Annotated in this window: 20 protein-coding genes and 1 riboswitch; of the genes, 6 read left to right on the top strand and 14 right to left on the bottom strand. The window is 39.1% G+C overall.

Going from position 1 to position 20263, the window contains the following annotated elements; genetic code table 11:
• Positions 1-47: 47 nt before the first annotated feature.
• Positions 48-263: a small acid-soluble spore protein SspI gene (sspI, locus tag ORD22_RS07690; protein WP_317645337.1), complete on the top strand. Its 216-nt coding sequence runs from the start codon at positions 48-50 to the stop codon at positions 261-263.
• Positions 264-342: 79 nt separating this feature from the next.
• On the opposite strand, the gene ORD22_RS07685 is transcribed toward sspI, so the two are convergent.
• The 5 genes from ORD22_RS07685 to ORD22_RS07665 form a co-directional block, all read right to left on the bottom strand.
• Positions 343-1965, bottom strand: a complete 1623-nt coding sequence (locus tag ORD22_RS07685; RefSeq protein WP_317645336.1) for a long-chain fatty acid--CoA ligase — start codon at positions 1963-1965, stop codon at positions 343-345.
• An 86-nt stretch (positions 1966-2051) separates the two neighbouring features.
• Entirely contained in the window at positions 2052-2510 is a 459-nt protein-coding gene (locus tag ORD22_RS07680) for a small multi-drug export protein (RefSeq protein WP_317645335.1), read from the bottom strand.
• 106 nt (positions 2511-2616) lie between these two features.
• Positions 2617-3582 (bottom strand): ornithine carbamoyltransferase, encoded by a 966-nt coding sequence (gene argF / locus ORD22_RS07675; RefSeq protein ID WP_317645405.1) that lies wholly within the window; start codon positions 3580-3582, stop codon positions 2617-2619.
• Positions 3583-3720: 138 nt separating this feature from the next.
• Positions 3721-4806 (bottom strand): M42 family metallopeptidase, encoded by a 1086-nt coding sequence (locus ORD22_RS07670; RefSeq protein WP_317645334.1) that lies wholly within the window; start codon positions 4804-4806, stop codon positions 3721-3723.
• A gap of 45 nt (positions 4807-4851) precedes the next feature.
• Positions 4852-5838 (bottom strand): diaminopimelate dehydrogenase, encoded by a 987-nt coding sequence (locus tag ORD22_RS07665; protein WP_317645333.1) that lies wholly within the window; start codon positions 5836-5838, stop codon positions 4852-4854.
• A gap of 202 nt (positions 5839-6040) precedes the next feature.
• Between ORD22_RS07665 and ORD22_RS07660 the strand changes: the two genes are divergently transcribed.
• From ORD22_RS07660 to ORD22_RS07650, 3 genes are all read left to right on the top strand, one after another.
• The gene (locus tag ORD22_RS07660; protein WP_317645332.1) at positions 6041-7210 is read left to right on the top strand and encodes an MFS transporter; all 1170 of its coding nucleotides are present in this window, start codon (positions 6041-6043) and stop codon (positions 7208-7210) included.
• Between the two features lie 26 nt (positions 7211-7236).
• A riboswitch (PreQ1 riboswitch) is annotated at positions 7237-7280 on the top strand.
• Between the two features lie 124 nt (positions 7281-7404).
• On the top strand, positions 7405-7902 hold the full coding sequence (gene queF, locus ORD22_RS07655; protein ID WP_317645331.1) for a preQ(1) synthase: 498 nt from the start codon (positions 7405-7407) through the stop codon (positions 7900-7902).
• A 7-nt stretch (positions 7903-7909) separates the two neighbouring features.
• On the top strand, positions 7910-8575 hold the full coding sequence (locus ORD22_RS07650) for a queuosine precursor transporter (RefSeq protein ID WP_317645403.1): 666 nt from the start codon (positions 7910-7912) through the stop codon (positions 8573-8575).
• Positions 8576-8619: 44 nt separating this feature from the next.
• On the opposite strand, the gene recQ is transcribed toward ORD22_RS07650, so the two are convergent.
• The 3 genes from recQ to pssA form a co-directional block, all read right to left on the bottom strand.
• On the bottom strand, positions 8620-10380 hold the full coding sequence (gene recQ, locus ORD22_RS07645; RefSeq protein ID WP_317645330.1) for a DNA helicase RecQ: 1761 nt from the start codon (positions 10378-10380) through the stop codon (positions 8620-8622).
• Between the two features lie 29 nt (positions 10381-10409).
• Positions 10410-10826 (bottom strand): hemerythrin domain-containing protein, encoded by a 417-nt coding sequence (locus ORD22_RS07640; protein ID WP_317645329.1) that lies wholly within the window; start codon positions 10824-10826, stop codon positions 10410-10412.
• 106 nt (positions 10827-10932) lie between these two features.
• Positions 10933-11466: a CDP-diacylglycerol--serine O-phosphatidyltransferase gene (gene pssA, locus ORD22_RS07635; RefSeq protein WP_317645328.1), complete on the bottom strand. Its 534-nt coding sequence runs from the start codon at positions 11464-11466 to the stop codon at positions 10933-10935.
• Between the two features lie 56 nt (positions 11467-11522).
• Here pssA and asd point away from each other — a divergent pair, with 56 nt between their 5' ends.
• Complete coding sequence (gene asd / locus ORD22_RS07630) at positions 11523-12302, top strand: archaetidylserine decarboxylase (RefSeq protein ID WP_317645327.1); 780 nt, start codon at positions 11523-11525, stop codon at positions 12300-12302.
• 659 nt (positions 12303-12961) lie between these two features.
• Here the strand turns inward: asd and ORD22_RS07625 are convergent.
• From ORD22_RS07625 to ORD22_RS07600, 6 genes are all read right to left on the bottom strand, one after another.
• Positions 12962-14056, bottom strand: coding sequence for a methyl-accepting chemotaxis protein (locus ORD22_RS07625; RefSeq protein ID WP_317645326.1), 1095 nt, complete (start codon positions 14054-14056; stop codon positions 12962-12964).
• Complete coding sequence (locus ORD22_RS07620) at positions 14016-14942, bottom strand: PDC sensor domain-containing protein (protein ID WP_317645325.1); 927 nt, start codon at positions 14940-14942, stop codon at positions 14016-14018. Before ORD22_RS07620 ends, ORD22_RS07625 begins: the two co-directional genes overlap by 41 nt.
• 171 nt (positions 14943-15113) lie before the next feature.
• Positions 15114-16466 (bottom strand): arsenic transporter, encoded by a 1353-nt coding sequence (locus ORD22_RS07615; RefSeq protein WP_317645324.1) that lies wholly within the window; start codon positions 16464-16466, stop codon positions 15114-15116.
• A 163-nt stretch (positions 16467-16629) separates the two neighbouring features.
• Positions 16630-18150, bottom strand: a complete 1521-nt coding sequence (locus ORD22_RS07610) for a hypothetical protein (protein ID WP_317645323.1) — start codon at positions 18148-18150, stop codon at positions 16630-16632.
• 59 nt (positions 18151-18209) lie between these two features.
• Positions 18210-18692, bottom strand: coding sequence for a hypothetical protein (locus tag ORD22_RS07605; protein WP_317645322.1), 483 nt, complete (start codon positions 18690-18692; stop codon positions 18210-18212).
• Between the two features lie 145 nt (positions 18693-18837).
• Positions 18838-19170, bottom strand: a complete 333-nt coding sequence (locus ORD22_RS07600; protein WP_317645321.1) for a hypothetical protein — start codon at positions 19168-19170, stop codon at positions 18838-18840.
• Here ORD22_RS07600 and ORD22_RS07595 point away from each other — a divergent pair.
• Entirely contained in the window at positions 19163-20245 is a 1083-nt protein-coding gene (locus ORD22_RS07595; protein WP_317645320.1) for a CotH kinase family protein, read from the top strand. The genes ORD22_RS07600 and ORD22_RS07595 overlap by 8 nt on opposite strands.
• Positions 20246-20263: the final 18 nt, after the last annotated feature.

Here is a 20263-nt window from a genome sequence, read left to right as displayed (position 1 = left end):
ATATTTAGATACTGTTGTGGAAAAGATAATGATAGGAGGCTGATACTATGGATTTTCAAATACGAGATGCGATTAAGGCAAATATGACGAATAATAGCTCTTCCGATGTGCGGAGTGTGATTGATGATGCAATTGCGCGTGGTGAAGAACACCTACTACCAGGATTAGGTGTGTTTTTTGAACAACTTTGGCAACGTGCAGACGACAAAGAAAAGCAAGAAATGACGAGCGAACTGGCGCAGGCATTTGCTAAAGCGCAATGAGTTGGGAGTATAGGCAATCCAGTTTAGTGAAACCCAAACAAATCCTTCACTCTACATGAGCGAAGGATTTGTTTGGGTTTTATTTGTCTAGGTATTGTTCTTTTAACTGGTCGCGTAAAGCAGCTTTCAAGAATTTCCCTACTGAAGTTTTCGGTATTTCTTTGACGAAGAGTATTTCGTCCGGAACCCACCAACTGGCGAATTGACCTGTTAAGTAGTCTTTCAGCTGCTGTTTTTTATCATCGTCTTGAACAATGTCTTCATTTAAAACTACACAAGCTAATGGTCGTTCCATCCACTTTTCGTGCGGCACGGCAATAACTGCTGCTTCATAAACGTCTTCATGTGTCATCAGGGCGTTTTCGAGATCTACAGATGAAATCCATTCGCCTCCGCTTTTGATCAAATCTTTTGTACGGTCTGTTAGTTTCAGATATCCGTCTTTTGTCATGACAGCAATATCACCTGTGTATAGCCAACCGTCTTTAAATGCTTCTTCTGTTCGTTCATCTTTATAATATTCACTAGCAATCCAAGGACCTTTAATGGTAAGTTCTCCCATTGTCTTACCATCCCACGGAACTTCACCATCTTCGTTGACTACGCGAACATCAAGACCTGGCATGACAAGTCCTTGCAAGGCTCGGATTTCGATTCGCTCATCCATAGTCAGATTATCCATCGATGAAGTAAGAACTGATAAACTGACAATCGGACTTGTCTCAGTCATACCATAGCCTACAATGAACGGAATGTTAAACTTCTCTTCAAACGCACGAATTAGCCCTTTTGGTGAAGCCGATCCTCCACAGACTATACCGCGTAACGAAGATAGATCACGTTCGTTTTGCTGTTGTTCTTTTAACACAGCGAGCCATATTGTTGGAACGCCTGCAGTGATCGTTACCTTTTCGGATTCTATCAAATCAAGGAGCACGACTGGATTAAATCCAGGACCCGGCAATACTTGTGTTGTTCCAAAGAAGACTCCCGCGAACGGAATACCCCATGCGTTAACGTGGAACATTGGTACAACAGACATTGCAATATCGCGTTCGCAAAGTCCCATACCATCTGCCAATCCAAGTGCGTAACTATGCAAAACAAGTCCGCGATGTGTGTACATTACGCCCTTTGGTTGTCCGGTCGTTGCAGACGTATAGCATAGTCCAGCAGGTGTATTTTCATCCAAATCTTCAGGATAGTCATATTCATCGGAAGCGCTTTCAAGCAATGTTTCATAGGAGTGCACATTCTCCAATGTCGTCTTAGGCAACTCTTTATTATCACTCATAATGACAAAGTGTTTCACAGTTTTTAACATCGGTGCCATTTTCTCAAGATGAGGGAAAAACTCTTCATCTACTAGTAGAATTTCATCTTCCGCATGATTAATAATATACATAATATGTTCTGGAGACAGTCGAATATTGATCATATGCAAGACGGCGCCTGTACAAGGAACAGCGAAATACGCTTCTAAATGCCGATGATGATTCCAAGCAAACGTCCCAACCTTTGATCCTTTTTTCATACCTAACTGCGTCAAAGCATTCGATAATTTACGTGTCCTCTTTGCCCATTCACGATACGTAAACCGTTGCATAGTCTGTTCGCCTGTGCGTGAAATGATCATCTTATCCGGAAAAAAACGTTCTACTCTTGTAATAAATGAAGATAAAATTAGTGGTGTCTGCATCATATCAATCCACTCCTCTTTTTCACTTTCTTAATATAGTATACACATTTTCTAACTATTCTGTCTATACTAAGTGGAAAGAGTAAATTTTAGAATGCTTTTTGGCGTATCCAAGAGAATATATCGATTCCAAGTACTGCTAAAACAGCAAAGACAGCGGACCAAATGGCCAGACTAATTAAAAGCCATATTGACGTTTGTTTTTTAGTCGAACCTAGTGCCAAAGCTAAGAATGCAGCGAGATGAGATCCTATCAAAACAGGACCCAACAACGCAAGCCCAGGGACACCATAGCGCCTCCAAATAGCTTCAGCACGAACAGTCCGCTTAGAAGGTAGTGCTACATCCTTCTTTCTCTTACTCTCCCACCATGCTTTCAACTTCTGAAATACTATCACTTCAATCAAAATAGTGGTAGTATTTCCAGCAAACCCAAGTATACTTGCGGTTACTGGCGACATACCTCTGAGAATGCCGAGCGGAACCGCCACCAAAACTTCGAAGCCCGGCGCGGCGCCTAAAAGAAATACAAGAACATACGTTAACAAAATCTTTTCCTCCCTCATTCGGGTTGATTACAGTATAACAAAGACATGCTTTTAGTAGGCATAAAAAAACTGCCATCCCATTTAAACTAGGAAAGCAGTTATTATCTTATAGCAATGAAGCCAAGACAGCTTTTTGTGCATGCAGACGATTGCCTGCTTGTTGGAATACATAAGAGTTCTTGCCGTCTATTACTGAAGTTGCAACTTCTTCTTCACGGTGTGCAGGTAAACAATGCAAAAACACATAATCTTTTTTCGCATGACCCACAAGTTGATCATTGATTTGGAAATCTTTAAAATCGATTAGACGTTTCGCCGCTTCGTCCTCTTGACCCATACTTGTCCATACGTCTGTATAGATTGCATCCGCGTCTGTTGCCGCTTCAATCGGATCGTATGTTGTTGTTACGCTACCGCCATTAGCTTCAGCAATCTTCTTCGCTTTTTTTAACAAACCTGCATGATATTCATAGCCTTCAGGTGTAGCGACTGCCACATTCATACCCATATGTGCGCCTGCAATGACTAATGAATGTGCTACGTTATTCCCGTCACCAATATAAGAAAGCTTCTGGCCTTTTAGATCGCCTTTCACTTCTTTGATCGTCAATAGATCTGCCATTGCCTGACATGGGTGGAATAAATCCGTTAGACCATTAATTACTGGAACGGACGTATGCTCAGCCAACTCTTCGACCATTTTATGCGATTTTGCACGAATCATCACGCCATCCAAAAACTGTGACAATACTTTACCTGTATCTGACACAGACTCTCCACGACCGATTTGCAAATCACGTGCGTTCATGAATAAGCCATGTCCACCAAGATGAATCATGCCGACTTCGAATGAAATACGCGTCCGTGTTGAATGCTTCTCAAAAATCATACCGAGCGTTTTGCCCGCCAATATAGGTGACATTTTTCCTGCAAGTGTATCTTGTTTCATATCATATGCAAGTTGGAGTAAATAAGCAATTTCTTCACTAGAATAATCTAGCAATGTCAAGAAGTCGCGTCCCTTTAGACTTTCTTTGTCTATCAGTGATTTTGTTTGATTACTATTTGTCATTTCCTGATCCCTACCATCCATTTGAAGTATGTATTCATTAGTATACATATGTATATTTATGAAGTCAAATGAATTTTTATTACTTTTATAATTGTTTAAACAATAACAGCGATACCATGATGGCACCGCTGCTAAAAATTATTCGAATGTAATTTTGTGAACTGTGTCAGCATCCAGACGCTTCACTAGTTCCACTAAAAGTTTCACTGTGTTCTCAAAGTCTGCACGGTGTAACATAGCCGCGTGGGAGTGAATGTAGCGAGTGGGGATACAAATCGCCAATGTCGGAATTCCTGTACCACTTACGTGTATGGATCCCGCATCCGTTCCACCACCAGCCATTGTAGCGAACTGATATGGTATGTTCAGCTCTTCTGCTGTCTCTACAACAAAGTTACGCAAGCCTCTATGCGATACCATTGATGCATCATACAACAGGATCTGTGGACCTTCTCCCATATTACCAACAGATTCTTTAGCAGTAACTCCTGGTGTGTCACCTGCAATCCCTACATCAACCGCAAAGCCGATTGCTGGTTGGATTTTATTCGTCGCCGTTTTTGCTCCGCGTAAACCGACTTCTTCTTGAATCGCACCGACACCAAATACGCGGTTTGGATGCTTTTCGCCTTTCAGCTGTTTCATCACTTCTATTGCGATTGCACAGCCAATTCGATTATCCCATGCTTTAGCGAGTAAGAAATTTTCATTTTTCATAACAGTGAAGTCAAAGTATGGTACCGCCATATCTCCCGGCAGAATCCCCCATGACAATACTTCTTCCTTAGATGTAGCCCCGACGTCAAAGAACATATCTTTAATATCCACTGGCTTTTTTCTTGCTTCAGGAGTTAAGATATGTGGGGGTTTCGAGCCAATAACTCCCGTAATCGTTTCGCCTGCGCGCGTGACGATGGATACACGTTGTGCGAGCATCACTTGTGACCACCAGCCACCTACTGTTTGGAAGTAGATGAAGCCTTTGTCATCAATTCGTGTCACCATGAAGCCCACTTCATCTAAGTGTCCAGCAATCATGATTTTCGGACCATTCGCGTCACCTTCTTTGCGTGCAATTAATGAACCAAGACCATCATGATCGATCTCATCTACAAATGGTTCGATATGTTTTTTCATTACGTCACGCGCTTCCCGCTCATTACCTGGGATTCCACGTGCATCTGTAAGTTCTTTTAGCATCATTAACGTTTCATCTAGTTTCATAAAAAGAGTTCCTCCTCATTTACTATCTTTTAACGCAACACGTTCTTATAGAAGTTCTTTCCGTAAGTCCGCTGGTGATTTCGGTGAAAGTAGACCTGGAGCGATGTCATAGACTGTTTTCGCACCTGTATCACCTTTTTGCTGCAACTTGTATGCTGCACGTGCATAAGCCACTAGTACACTAGAAGTAAATTCTGGGTTACTATCAAGTTTCAATGAAAACTCGATCACTTGGTCTGTATGCTTACCAGTATTACCACTTCTAATAACAAATCCACCATGCGGCATTTTCGCATGATCACGACGTAATTCATCTTCTGTGATGAAGTTAACTGTTGTATTGTAATCTGCGAAATAATCTGGCATAGTAACGATTGTTTCACGTACTTGATCTTCACTTGCACCTTCTTCTAATACAACATAACATTCACGTGTATGTTTCTCTTTTGTAGTTAATTCCGGGTGTTCGCCATTACGCACACGATTGATTGCATCTTCCGCAGGTAATGTATATTGAACGCCAGCTTTGACTCCATCTACTCGTCTAACTGCATCAGAGTGTCCTTGGCTCAAACCTTTACCCCAGAATGTATACGTTTCACCTTCAGGCAAAATCGCTTCACCCATTAAACGATTGATAGAAAATAGACCTGGATCCCAGCCAACTGAAATGATTGCTGTTGTACCTGCTGCTTGCGCTACTTCATCGACTGCAGCGAAATACTCAGGAATTTTAGCATGAGTATCAAAACTATCGACTGTTGTGAAATACTTGGCGAGTGCAGGACCTTGCTCAGGAAGATCGTTTTTTGAACCGCCGCATAAAATCAGGACATCGATTTTATCTTTGAATGATTCAATTTCATCTAGTTTGTAGACAGGTACTTGATCAGATAGTAGTTGGACATCACCCGGCTCTCTGCGCGTGAAGACACCTACTAACTCCATATCCTCATTTTGACTGATTGAAGATTCCACGCCACGCCCCAAATTTCCGTACCCTGCGATACCTACTCGAATTACATTAGTCAAATTAACCGAACCCCTTCCACTTTCTTGTTTACCTTTCTCATTTTACAGTGAAGGCTACTAGATTGCGAATATTTCTACGAGCCAGCGGGATTATTCTATGTTCACCTAAGGTCTTCGTTGTTCGTGAGCAGTTCCGTTCATTTCGTAAAATTTCATGGTAAAATAGAAGGCAGTTGAATAATTTGTAAAGTAGGGATCTTTCGTGCGCTTTTTTGTCTATTTAATTGTTTTCTTCTCATTTTTTGATTTATTTTCACAGCTTCCTGTCATCAGTCCATTCGCGACGCAACTCGGTTCACCTGCGTTCATTATAGGATTGTCTGTCGGAATCTATTCTTTTTCTAATGTTTTCGGCAATATCATCTCAGGTATTTTGACTGATCGAAGGGGACCGTTCTACATCTTGCTGTTCGGTCTGTTCGCGTCAGCACTGTCGCTGTTTTCTTATGGATTGATTAGTGGTTCTGTGTCATTAATCACGATTCGCTTCGTGCATGGTTTAACGGAAGGTTTAATCATTCCAGCTGCATTTACGTTTTTAGCAAATGGTTCAGAACGCTCGAAAAGAGGACGAAACGCTGCAATTTCAGGTGCATTTGTTGGACTAGCAGCCATTTTTGGACCTGCATTTAGCGGGATCGTATCGGTAAAAACAAGCGTCGTGACGGTCATGGCGATTAACGGTGTGTTTATGTTGCTCTTGACGATTGGTGCGATTTTATTTTTACGTACGTTTACTTATGTTAGGAAAATAAAATCTGAAAAGCAAAAAGCAGTACAACCATGGTCTTTCTTCCGCCACCCTGGTATCATTCGTGCATTTCTTGGTGCCTTCTTCTTAATGTTTTCACAAGGGGTTCTCGCTTTAGTGTTACCTTTGAAAGTGGAGTTTTTACAGTATGATGCTAAAACGACAGGGATATTATTAAGCATTTTCGGGTTGGTTGCTGTGTTAATATTTGTTCTGCCTATCAACCGAATCTTCGATGTCGCTCGGCCAATGTTGACATTGGCGCTTGGTTTACTTTTAATGAGTGGAAGTATGCTGTTTTTATCGCAAGTCGATGAGTTATCGCTGCTGATGGTAGCGATGGTTATCTATGGAATCGGGTTCGCGCTGTTATTCCCTTCTATCAATTCGTTGTTAATCGATTCTACTGTAGCAGAAACGAGAGGGAAAGCGTATGGTTTCTTTTATGCATTCTTCTCGTTCGGTGTGGTAGCCGGATCAAGCGTAATTGGTGGTTTGGATTTAAGTTTCCAGAACGCATTCATAGTCGCAAGTAGTATATTATTTATAGCGGGCCTATTTACGATTTATGGTCTTCGAAAAGATATTCGCCCCGTTGACAAAACAACAACAATCCAGTAATATCTTGTAAGAATTGAATAACCTGTTCGGGAGAGGTTCATAGCGACCCTCTATAAAAAACTATGGATGATGAATTTTCGCCATGTCCATTGACATGGCTTTCTTTATTTTCAGCGACTTTTCGCTAAAAACAGAGTATAAAATTCTACACGTCTATGAACCTCCCTGACTACATACTCAGGAGGTTTTTTTATATGGCAGGAAGAGATGAAGCAACATTAGGAAATTTAACATTATTGGGCAATCAAGAGACAGTCTATAATTATTCTTATAACCCAGGTGTTCTAGAAGCAATCGATAATTTACATCATTCAAGAGACTACTTCGTGAAATTCAATTGTCCAGAATTTACGTCGCTTTGTCCACAAACAGGACAACCTGATTTCGCAACAATTTATATTAGTTTTATTCCAGATCGTAAATTAGTGGAAAGTAAGTCACTAAAGCTATATTTATTTAGCTTCCGTAATCATGGGGATTTTCATGAGGATTGTGTGAATTCGATCATGTTGGATTTGGTCGAATTACTAGATCCACGCTATATTGAAGTTTGGGGGAAGTTCACTCCACGTGGCGGCCTATCAATTGACCCGTATTGTAATTATGGTAAGCCGGGTACGAAATTCGAACAAATGGCTGAGCAACGACTATTCCAGCATGATCTCTATCCAGAGAAAGTCGATAATCGGTGACTAGATGATGAGATATTATTTAAGTGGTATATTCGTAGGTTTACTTGTTTTATCCAATATTTTAGCGATCAAATTGGTCAGTTTCGGAAGCTGGATTGTATTACCTGCTGCAGCTATAGTCTATGTATGCACATATCCCATTTTGGATGTATTGACCGAAACCTACGGCAAGGAAGCAGCGCGTCAGACGGTCTTTACCGGTTTAATCGCCCAACTTTTATCTAGTTTTTTCATTTGGCTTGCGGTTAATTTGCCTGCCGCCCCTTTTTATGAAGATCAAGAAGCATTCCAGACAATTTTTTCCGCGGGTTTTCGCGTGACTATAGCCAGTCTAATTGCCTATATCGTCAGTCAAAATCTAGACGTTACTATTTTCCATAAGCTGAAGAAGATACATGGGGAAAAGAAGTTATGGATCCGTAATAATGCGTCAACAATGGCTAGTCAATTAGTCGATACAGTGATTTTTATTACAATAGCATTTTATGGTGTTATGCCAGTAAGCGCCTTACTTGGATTGATCATTACACAATATATTTTCAAGTTCGTTGTTGCTGTGATTGATACACCGATTGTCTATTTCCTAGTGGCAATTTGCCGTAAGATGGAAGGTAAGCAAAGTCCTCATTCCGGTTCTTTTAGCAATTCGGATGCAATAGTCTCCCATCAATAAACAATTTATATGAAAAGAGCCATTCCAAATTGGAACGGCTCTTTTTACGCTTGTTGTGTTGCAAATGACGCGATGATTTCTAGGAATACGTCACCATAGCGTTCTAACTTTGTTTCTCCTACACCCTGTACAGTCAATAACTCTTCGTCGGTTGTTGGCATTTTAGCTACCATGTCGCGCAATGTCTTGTCCGAGAAAATGACGAATGGTGGAACGCCTGCCTCTTGTGCTAACTTTAAGCGTAGCGCACGCAGTTCGTTAAATAACGGATCATCTTTTGCAACGACCGTCGTGACCATTTCACCTTTACGCCAAACTTTTTCTTTGCCCAGCAAGACGTCTTTCCCTTGCTCTGGCACAAAAATGATAGGAAAGGTGCCGCTTTCGACTTGCAAGTAGTTCTCTGATATTAAAAATTCTATGAAATCCGCAACATCTTTCGCGCTACGTTCTTTCATTAATCCATAAGTACTCAGCTGATCGAAATTGAATTCTTTTACTTTCTTATTTTTTGATCCTGTAAGTACTTGCGCGATCATCGTTTTACCGAAGCGTTGCCCCATCCGAATAACACAAGATAATACTTTTTGCGTCTCCAATGTTACATCAAACTGCTCTCGCGTATCGGTACAGTTACCACAACGCTTACAGTCTTCTGCATCTCCTTCACCAAAGTATGTGATGATATGTTTTTGCAGACAACCTTCTGTATGACAATAATCGACCATCACTTGCATCTTTTTTAGTTCGTTGGAAACACGTGATGGATCAGGAGATTGATCAATAAGGAAGCGTTGCGTTAGGACATCTTGCGAAGAAAACAATAAATAGCAATCACTATCAAGTCCATCACGCCCCGCTCTGCCGGCTTCTTGATAATAACTCTCCATATTTTTCGGCATTTGGTAATGAATGACGTAACGTATATTGGATTTATCAATCCCCATTCCGAACGCATTCGTCGCGACCATCACCATGATGAAGCGATCTTGCTGATGCTGTCGTTCATGGTCAGGCAAGCCTGCATGGTATTTCGCTACAGCTATACCATTTTTCTCAAGTGCTAAATAGACTTGTTCTACCGCTTTTCGTGTAGCCGCATAAATAATGCCCGATTCATTTTTATTCTTCTGTGTATAGTCTTTAACAAATTGATCACGATTTTGTCCTTTAACTACAGAGAACACCAAATTACTGCGTTCGAATCCTGTAACGACACGGCTGACAGGAGGAATATGTAGTTGCTGACAAATATCATCCTGCACTTCTGGCGTAGCCGTCGCAGTTAACGCGAGTACGATGGGTCGGTTTTTCATATAGTCTAAAATACGATGGATATTACGATAGCTCGGTCGGAAATCATGACCCCATTGCGAAATACAATGCGCTTCATCAATCGCAATCAAAGGAATCGTCATGTTCTGCAATTGATTAAGAAATGATTCCGATTCCAATCGCTCAGGTGCCACGTATAATAATTTATACTTTCCTGCCAATGCGAGATCCATCGTACCGAAATACTCTTCCGTTGATAACGTACTGTTGATATACGCAGCAGGAATACCTAGTTGGTGCAATGCATCGACCTGATCCTTCATTAATGAAATGAGTGGAGATATAACAAGAACTGTCCCTTCCATTGCTAGAGCAGGCACTTGATAACAAACGGACTTTCCTCCGCCTGTTGGCATAACACAAAGCGTATCATCGCCTTGCAATACTTGATCGATGACGCGCTGCTGGCCCTCCCGAAATGCTGAATAACCAAAATACTTAGCTAATATGTCTAATGGATTTTGGATCATCGCCACCTCCTTTTTCTATTCCTATCATTTTATTGAAATAATAACCGTTCTTCTTCACGACTATGTAATTCATTAACGACTAGTAATGCATGAAACTTCTGCATAATTTCCGCCGTTACGTTTAGATCTTTTTTACGTGCAGCTTCAATATCTGAAACAAGTAAACGTAAAAGATCATGATCACGTGTCAGTTGAATGATTTCACGTTCAAGTTCAGGATTTTCCTCCAACACTTGCTTATAGAAACCTTCTTCTTCAGCATCTGCATGACTAATGACTCTCGTTTTCCAATAATCAAGTAAATGGTCGCAAGCCTGGTTGACCATTTCCACTTCCCCTTGCTGCAGATAACCAATTAGATCTTCAGTTTTCATTACAGCTCCAGAAAGACCACCTTCGTGAATTGCCCGATGTGAATGAAGCTGTCTTAATGCGGGTCCAGACATATCAACCACTCCTTCTTCTTTTTCTTAAGCATAACAGAATTAATGAAGCTATGAAAGTTTCTCAAAATGAAAAAGCCTTGCAGGAATTCCCCCTACAAGACCTACTTTAAACTTTCGCGATACGTATTCGGCTCACCATCATCCATGCTAAAATATACATAAAGATCACAAAGTATGGTGCAGCAATATATGGAACAGCAAAATAGCCTAATGTAAGAAAAACACCTGCCACTGTTATTGGCAGACCATAAAATGAACCATCGAACTCTTCTACATTATAGCGTGCCAAACGCACCGCTCCGGCTAAAATATAGAAAATCACTGCTGATAAACCAATCCAAAGTGTATCTGATAGAGCCGCCTGATATATCAGCATAGCAGGCGCTACGCCAAATGATACTAAATCGCTAAGTGAATCGAGCTCTTTACCAAAAGCAGACTCTGCATTGTAATGTCTAGCGACCAAACCATCAAAGCGATCGAATAATGCAGCAAAAAAAATAAACATCAAACTCATGTGGCCATGGTCTTTTAATACGAGTACAATTGCTATTATTCCTAAACTTAAATTAAAAAGTGTAATGATGTTCGCCATTTGTGATTTTAGTTTAGTATAATCAAAATATCTGAATGAAAACACCTCATTGCCTCCTCGTTGACTAACCTATTATATTCTTAAAATGAAAGGATGAAAAGATGAAAAGCCAAGTTTTTAAATCATTTGTAGAATTAACAGGACATCCGTTCAGTTCTACGCTATTAAAAAAATTCACTACCTCTTCAATAAGCAAACCATTAATTAAGCCATTTGCATCTTTCTATCATATACAACAAGAGGAAGCAGAATACCCAATAAACGAGTATAAGAGCCTAAATGATTATTTCACTCGCTCATTAAAAGCTAATAGTCGTCCAATCGATAGCGACCCAAATGTACTTATTTCACCTGTGGATGGTATGTTAAGTTGCGCTGGAATAGTCAATGAACAGCAAAATTTCGTTGTTAAGGACAAAACGTATAGCCTACCTGCACTGTTAGGAGACTCTTTGAAAGCAGCACCTTACCAAAATGGTTATTATTACTTATTTTATCTATCACCTAAGCATTATCATCATTTCCATTATCCAATTTCAGGAGAACTAATTAGCCGCTATGCACTGGGAACGACTTCTTATCCTGTCAATGATTTGGGGATTCGTTTGAAGGAAGAGCTGTTTTCATCTAATTATCGAATCATTTCAGAAATCCAAAGTAACTTCGGAAGAGTTGCAGTAGTGAAAGTTGGGGCACTGAACGTCAATAGTGTTCGGATAGCTGATTCTTCTAGAGAATGTGTAAAGGGAATTGATTTCGGTCATTTTGCATTTGGGTCTACCGTAATTTTATTTATTGAAAATAAGAGTGAACTAACTCCATTGATTGACGCTATTAAAGAAGTGCAAGTAGGTGATAGAATTGGAGTGTGGCAATCATAAGTAGATGAGGTTTTATAATAAAACACATTCCAGAGTATATCGCACACTATAGATACGTATCCGTTTTCGTCTTTTTAGCTCTAGAAATTTTCGGATTACCAATGTCTGATGAACTTAACGTCACCTTCGCTGGCCATTTAGCTTCCTCAGGTATATTTCACTTTATATTTGCGATTATACTTATAATTTTTGACGTTATGGTCGGAACGTTATTCACATATACACTTGGAAGAAAGCTAGACAAACCATCAATCTAGCATTCGGCAAATTATGTATTTCTATCTCTTCATCGCCTACGAAGGGTATAACGATTTTTCCTGAAACATGATTCCAGCGCGGTAATTATCAGCTATTTCTTGCCAGGCATGCGGCATGTAGTCTGTTATGTTTCCAGCATGAGTGTTCAAAGAGATGTATTATTCGCTCTCCCATGAGTTATACTCTCCTCAACAATTTTCGTTCTCATTGGGTATTTTATTCTTCTCTCCTTTTCTTAGTGAATAATAAAGCACATGTTGTATTTCATCTCTTTTACAGAAGAAAAATTACATGCGCTTTTCTAGTTACTTTTCAATAAACGATAATCAATCGCATTCATCACACACCGAACATACGTATCTATAAAAACAAGCAGACCGCGTATGCAGTCTGCTTATTGATTAAATTGAAAATCTATCGATAGAGGAACGTAATTCTCCTGCTAATGATAACAAACGATCCGTGTATTGCTCCATCTCCTCTACGGTTGTTAACTGATGGTCAGCGGCGTAATTCACTTCGCCTATATAGTCTGAAGCATCTCTAGCCGTAGCAGCCATTTCTTCAATCGCAGCGCTTACCTCTTCAGAACTTGCGGACATTTCTTCGGAAACTGCGCTCATTTCGCTAATATCATTACTGATTTGTTCAATCGAACGAACAATCTCTTCAAAGCGATCACCTAATTGGTTGATGACCTCTAACCCTCTAATAACATTCTGGTCCCCTTGTTCGGCAGCTTTCACTGCGTCATTAGTATGGCCTTGTACACTATCGATTAGACGATTGATTTGGGAAGCTGATTCTGCAGTTTGCTCGGAAAGTTTCCTCACTTCGCTCGCAACGACTGCAAATCCCTTACCCGCATCTCCTGCACGCGCAGCTTCAATAGAGGCGTTTAATGCTAGTAAATTGGTCTGTTCGGAAATATCAGTAATCATTTTCGAAATTTGACCGATTTCCAATGCTTCTTCCGCTAATTGACGAATCACGGTTGTCGACTGTATGGTCGTCGTTTGAATACTGTTCATCTGCTCTACTGACGTTTGAACCGCCACATGACCTTCGCCTACACGTTCCGTAATATAGTCCGAGTTAGCTGCGATATTCGCTGCCATTTCCGCTACATTTAGAATACCTGTAGACATCTCTTCCAACGCACGTGCACTGTCTTCTGACATTTGAACTTGCATTTCCGATCCATGATCTATTTGTTCGATAGCCGATGAAATCTCATGTGACATCTTCGTTACTTCTTCAGATTTTTGATTAAGTAATTGTGTCGAATCGGTCAAGTTAGTCGCCCCGCTACGCACTTTCCCAATCATATCTCTCATATTATCTGTCATTCTTACAAACGTACGCGATAAGGATCCAACCTCATCACTTCTTCGTAAATAACGTTCTGGAATTTCATAGTTAAAGCTACCTTCGGCCAACTGCTCTCCTATCGTTTTAACAGCTTGAATTGATCGATCGTGCCATGAAATAAGCAATAAATATTCCTAAGATTACAATGACGATCCCCACTATAAGAAAGTCTTTTTTCAAACCGTACATTCCACTAAGCAACTCATCTTCAAAAAAAACTATCACCATTTTCCATCCATTATTTATTGTGTGGTATCCAAGATATCGGTCCTTCTCCGCAGATCGATAATGTATGACTCCTTCATCTGTCGTTAATATTTTTTGCAAGTCTTCGATTTCTGCTGATTGATGGTTAGTAACTTCCATTTCATCGAAAAAGTCTACTTCATCTTTTACTAATGCACGATCGGGATGTCCTATAATCTTACCTGATTCATCTAAAATAAATGCATAACCACTTTGACCATACCCAACTCCATCCACAATTGAACTTAAATAATACCCATCAATACGCGCTAATAACAGTGCAGGCTCACCGTCTTCAGTATCAATAGAAGTCGCCATCATTAATACAGGTTCTCCTGTGACACGACTAATAATTGTGCTCGATAGCGTAGTCTCTCCTTTAAAAGCATCAATAATATATTGACGATCGCTAAGATCAGCTTCTGTGCCATCAATATAATGAGATACACCATCTTCTGTAACAATTGCGAAGGTCAAATAACTTTTTAAATCATTTAGCTTTTTAGTTAAATAAGCGTTTTGTATATCCCTATCCATACTACGAACTTCTTGGCTTTCCGCAACCGCTTTCATTTCTACAACATTTCGCTCAAAACGTTCATCGATAAAATGAGCAGTATCCATAGCTTTTTCATTTAATGTGATTTCTGCTTGTTCCAAAAGTGCCTTTGAACTATTCTGATATGCAAAAAAGCCTAGAAGTACACTTCCCCCTACAACTAACAATACGATTGACAAAATCAACTTTGAACCTATCGTTTTCATATAGCACCCCTTGAATTTTATTACCTTTTTACCCAGCTAACCCAACCAATAAAGTTAGTCTATATATCCTACTTTAATTATAAAGTTAGTTGGGTGAAAAGACAATATGAAATCTTTTACCTACTGATTTACGTTTAAAAGATGAGGCTAGCATAGCTGTCTAGACATAAGTTAGTTGAACACTAAATGTATCCAAAAATATAATAGAAATAATGTCACTATGGTTGTGAGTGGAATCACTTTGAATGAGACACTCATATAGTCTCTCCACGTGATTTCAATTCGGTGCTTACGCAAAATATGGAACCAAATGAGTGAAGCGAGTGTTCCGATTGGCAATAATAATGAACCTATATCACTCCCGATAATATTGGCTAAATATATGGTTTTTAATGTAATCGGATCAATGCCCATCTCAGTCAGCGTAATCGTTCCAATCATCAACGCGGGATGGTTATTGAATATATTGGATAAAAGGGAAACCATCCCCCCCATTAGAAGGCTTGCTGATAGTAGCCCTTGATTGACAATCGGCTCACTCCAGCTTACTAGCAATTCAGTCAGCCCAACATTATGCAGTCCGTAGATGATAACGTACATAGAGAAAGCGAACACAAGTATATTCCAAGGTGTTTTTCGTAAGATGTCCCACGGAGAAATTCCTAGTTGAATCCAACGCCAAATGAGCAATGCTACAGATCCTAGGACGGCAACGATTTCTACAGGGACATTAATATACGATGCGACAAACAACATACATCGCATAAAGAAAACAAAGATCAAGATTTTCAGCATAAAGATAGTGCGTGTTTTTTCATTATTAAATAATCTTTTTTGTTGTAACTTTTTAAAATATTTTTTTACGAATACATTCTCTATAGAGACTACATCCGGAAGAGTTTTAGGCAACTTTTTACGAACGACGAAAAACATAAGGGTCGACATAAATATTAACCCAATGGTGGCCGGAACGAACATCATAGCTGTGTGCATCCAGAGGGACATATCAACGATCTTCAATGCGATTAAATTTACAATATTACTCACACCTATTGGAGCACTAGACGCAGTTGCGATTAATGCACCACTCAGTAAATAAGGAATTTGTTGTGCTGTTTTTAGCTGCAAATTTTTTAGAAGTAAAAGTAGTATAGGTGTAGTAATTAAAATACTGCCATCATTGTTAAAAAGTAATGTCATAAGAAAACAGAGTAATTGTATATTCCAATACAACCGATAGCCTGATTGCTTTGAACATGCGGCTAACTTAATGGCGGCCCAGTGAAAAAAACCAAAGCTCTCCAATATGACCGCCATCACAATAGTTGAAATAATCGTTACGGAAGCCCCTCCAATTTTTCCGAAAATATCTAATAAATCAACACGTGAAACGATTCCTGTAACGATAATTAGTATCGCCCCGACAGCAGCTGGCCATGCTTCATTGATCCCTTTCGGTCGCCAAAAAATCACGAGCATAGTTGATAAAAATACTATAGAGGTAAAGATGATTTGAATAGTCATTCTGTCTTTTCTCCTTTCTACTTTCTGTTTGCAGCTTTCTAACTTGTCTTACTATGTATATTCAGACAATAAAGCCCTCGTAGAGTCGTTAGTCCATAATTCAAGTAAATATACATTTTAGTAAAAAAAGCTGAACCTCCCAATTGGGAAGTTCAGCTTTGCCTTATTTGTGTAGAATATGATGGTGCATGTCTGCAGCATGCTTTAATAGTGAAGTATACTGTTTCTCCGTAGCAACTCTTTCGGCAGAACCCTTATTATAGATACCATTAGACCAACTTGAATTCTTTGCTGCATGCTTCATCAAAGCATGGTATTGTTTTTCCAACATAGCATTTTGTTCTTCAGGTCTCATTTTTGCATGTGTCGTGCGAAGCGTTTCCAAATCTTTTTTTTCTTGTCGAGACATTAGATGTTTCGAGTCATTTTGTGAGTTAACTCCGTGGGGCTTTTGCAAACAGTCGACACATGGCAAGACATTTCCTTTTCTTATTCCCGTAGTTGAGCTATTTGCCGTGTTGAAATGTACAATTTCTTCATCTTCTACCGATTCGGTGTTGTGATTCCGGTCCTCATTCATCTTGCCCATTAACTCTTTAAAAGAAGCATTATTTAATACTTTTATCTCATTTATGGAATGTTCCATTTTTTCTTCCACCATAACCTCTCTCTCACTTACAGTCACGTTACGTTTTTCTTTATCAATAAATCTAAATTCAGAATGTTTATCAGTAGTACTTAGTAGTTCATCGGTGTTTCCAGTCTCGTTGTTCGATTTTAGATTAGGTTCCTCGACTATGTTTTCTGCTTCATCATTTTTTTCTTTCATTTCTACTTCTTTAGCAATCGATAATTCTTCTTTTGCCAGCTTTATTTCTGAAACAAATGTAGCGTTAGTTAATACGTTCTTCTCGTTTATAGGAAGGTCTTTTTTTTCTGCTTTCAAAATATTTTTTCCACTTACAGTCTTGTTACGTTTTTTGTCGTCAACAACCTCAAATTCAGGATATTTCTCAGTAGCACTTAGTAGCTTATCGGGTTTTTCAGTCTCGATGTTCGATTTTAGATTAAGTTCATCGACCAATTTTTCTGCTTGATCATTTTTTTCTTTCATTTCTACTTCTTTAGCAATCGGTAGTTCTTCTTTTACCTGCTTTATTTCTGAAACATTTGATAGAACTTCACTTCTAGAATACTCTATATCCTTCTCTAATAAAGTTGTTTCAGTTGGTTGTTCTATTTGTGACTTCAATGGTTCTGTTAAGTGTTTACTTCCTTTTCGTAGTGTTTGAATGGAAGTAATAGGTATCAATAATAAATCCTCTTTATTAATCAATAGAATATACGACTCTTTAACTTCACTTAGGACGCCATGTACCGGTTGTTCACTAAATTCATTTAACGTCACCCATTTGTCATGCAGGTCTAGCAAAACATTAGAAAAAAGTTGAGGAGAACGATAAGATTCAACATCAAGGGTTACGCGCATATCTTTAGTATTTTTAGTAATCGATCGAATCGATGGGTACATAATATATAGAATGAATTCGTCAACTTTTAAAAGTATATAATCCTGATACAAGCTGATGAGTATTCCTTCTATTGGTTCATCAGATGAGAGTAACACGCTAATCCTGTATCCTTGCAAGTTGGGAAGGTTCGTTCCAAAATTACTAGTATTCAATCCACACACCTCCTTTATAAAATGGCCACCACTTCTAAAAAAAGTGATGACCATTACATTTATTCTTTTTTTGTACTATCTTTAGATTCTTCTTGCATATCTTTCTCTTTTGCACGTTCAAATTTTACTCCATGACTAACATTTCGGATATGAAACATTGATAGTCGAATGACTTCTTCATTAAAAACAATCTCAACAAAGTCATTTGTTACAGCTTTTACGACACCTTCTAAAGTCTCAGGTCCACCACGATTAATTTTCACCCATTGATATTCTAAGGTTTTCAATACACCTGCAAAATCCGCTTCCTCAATTAATTTGAAACCCGTTGGTAATTCTACATCAATGGACATTTCATTTTTTGAATTATCCGTAATGCTTTTGATGTGATGCGTCTTATAATAAACAATTCCATCGTCTTCAGTTAATAACGTAAGATACTGTTCATTTCCTGACAACAACATTCCAATTCGGGACTCTGGTCCACCACGATCTACCTTTATTACCTTTCCTACTAATGAGCTTAACATTTCTTTATTCAATTTTTGTAGCCTCCTTTTTGGTGTCCTATTATCTATATGTACACTAGGCTTAGATGGGGATGGTCATTCGCCCAGTTCGAGTTACAGTTTAGTTTTCTTACCATATAGTTACATTCATAGTTCACTTCTATTGAAAATATTTTTTCTAGCACAATTCCTTCTCTATTGCATAGAATGAGGCATAACCTATGAAGGGTGGAATTGAATTGGTAAGAAGAAAACGAAGATATTCATCATCTAGCGAAGAAACAAGTATGGAGAATAATTGCACGGGGTCTATGAGCAATTCAGAGGACAGCATCACTAGCAGCTCATGTACTTCAAGTGAATCCGGAAACTCTAGTAGCTTCTGTACTTCAAGCGGATCTGGTAGCTCTAGCAGCTCATGTACTTCAAGCGGATCTGGCAGTTTTGGGAAAGGAAAGGGGAAAGGGAAAGGCAAACGTTGAATAATAGAAGGGATGAGATCTATGCCCAATCAACTTCCATCATATTATTTACAATTTACAGATGAAAATTTAACAGAACTTCGAAGCGATGTTCGGAATAATGATCCCGTTCCAGCTGATTTAGTGTTTAATAATCACATATATGACATCGATATCGCTTATCGAGGTTCGTATACAAGGAAACTTCGAAAACGTTCCTATCATATGGTATTTATTAATCCTTCTTCATTTTATGGAGCGCGAGAAATTCATGTGAATGCCGAGTATAATGATCCGTCGTTGCTACGAAACAAACTTTCAATGGACTTTTTCCTGGATTTGGGCGTCCTAGCGCCTGAAAGTAATCATATAAATTTGTTTAGAAATGGCACTAGAAAAGGTGTATACCTCCAATTAGAGGCCGTGGACAGTAAGTTTTTACAAAGTAGAGGATTGCCGAAGGGCTCTATTTATTATGCTGTAAACAGTCAAGCCAATTTCTCCCTATTACATGAAAGACGTATAAAAAAAGACTTACTTTCAGGATATCATCGTGTTATGGGCGATGCGAATAATGATCAACAATTACTAAAGCTCATTCAACTAATCAATACGACTCCCTTTCCAGACTTTCATGAAGTACTTGCACAGCATCTGAATATTGATGCGTATTTACGATGGTTAGTTGGGGTTGTTTGTACAATGAATAATGATGGTTTCACTCATAATTATGCACTGTATAGAAACAGCGAAACCGGATTATTCGATATCATCCCTTGGGATTATGATGCTACCTGGGGAAGAAAAGTGAGTGGTGGAATTATGCATCATCAGTATGTCCCTCCTGAAGGTAAAATTAGCAATCACTTATGCTATTTAATGATGCGAATACCTGCTTTTCGCGATCAATACCGGTTGCTTTTAGAAGAAACACTAGACACAATATTCACTGTGCAATATATAGAACAAAAAGTGAATACTATTGTTGAAAAAATCAGGCCATCCGTCTTGCTCGATCCCTATTTGAATAAAAATATTCATCAATTTGATCAAGAACCCGAGTTGATCTCTCAATTCATACGAGATCGAAGCGAATATCTAAAAAAATATTTGCTAAATTTATAATGGAGGAGACGAAAGGAT

It is taken from the genome of Sporosarcina sp. GW1-11, from assembly GCF_033088395.1.
In the GTDB taxonomy this organism is placed as follows: Bacteria; Bacillota; Bacilli; order Bacillales_A; family Planococcaceae; genus Sporosarcina.
The sequence above is the reverse complement of the archived record's forward strand: the minus strand, read 5'-3'. Positions and strand labels throughout refer to the sequence as shown.

Coding starts and splice junctions, on each gene's coding strand:
- sspI (WP_317645337.1), top strand. CDS start 48: ATGGATTTTCAAATACGAGATGCGATTAAGGCAAATATGACGAATAAT.
- ORD22_RS07685 (WP_317645336.1), bottom strand. CDS start 1,965: ATGATGCAGACACCACTAATTTTATCTTCATTTATTACAAGAGTAGAA.
- argF (WP_317645405.1), bottom strand. CDS start 3,582: ATGACAAATAGTAATCAAACAAAATCACTGATAGACAAAGAAAGTCTA.
- ORD22_RS07670 (WP_317645334.1), bottom strand. CDS start 4,806: ATGAAACTAGATGAAACGTTAATGATGCTAAAAGAACTTACAGATGCA.
- queF (WP_317645331.1), top strand. CDS start 7,405: ATGGCAGGAAGAGATGAAGCAACATTAGGAAATTTAACATTATTGGGC.
- ORD22_RS07650 (WP_317645403.1), top strand. CDS start 7,910: ATGAGATATTATTTAAGTGGTATATTCGTAGGTTTACTTGTTTTATCC.
- recQ (WP_317645330.1), bottom strand. CDS start 10,380: ATGATCCAAAATCCATTAGACATATTAGCTAAGTATTTTGGTTATTCA.
- ORD22_RS07640 (WP_317645329.1), bottom strand. CDS start 10,826: ATGTCTGGACCCGCATTAAGACAGCTTCATTCACATCGGGCAATTCAC.
- asd (WP_317645327.1), top strand. CDS start 11,523: ATGAAAAGCCAAGTTTTTAAATCATTTGTAGAATTAACAGGACATCCG.
- ORD22_RS07620 (WP_317645325.1), bottom strand. CDS start 14,942: ATGAAAACGATAGGTTCAAAGTTGATTTTGTCAATCGTATTGTTAGTT.
- ORD22_RS07615 (WP_317645324.1), bottom strand. CDS start 16,466: ATGACTATTCAAATCATCTTTACCTCTATAGTATTTTTATCAACTATG.
- ORD22_RS07595 (WP_317645320.1), top strand. CDS start 19,163: ATGCCCAATCAACTTCCATCATATTATTTACAATTTACAGATGAAAAT.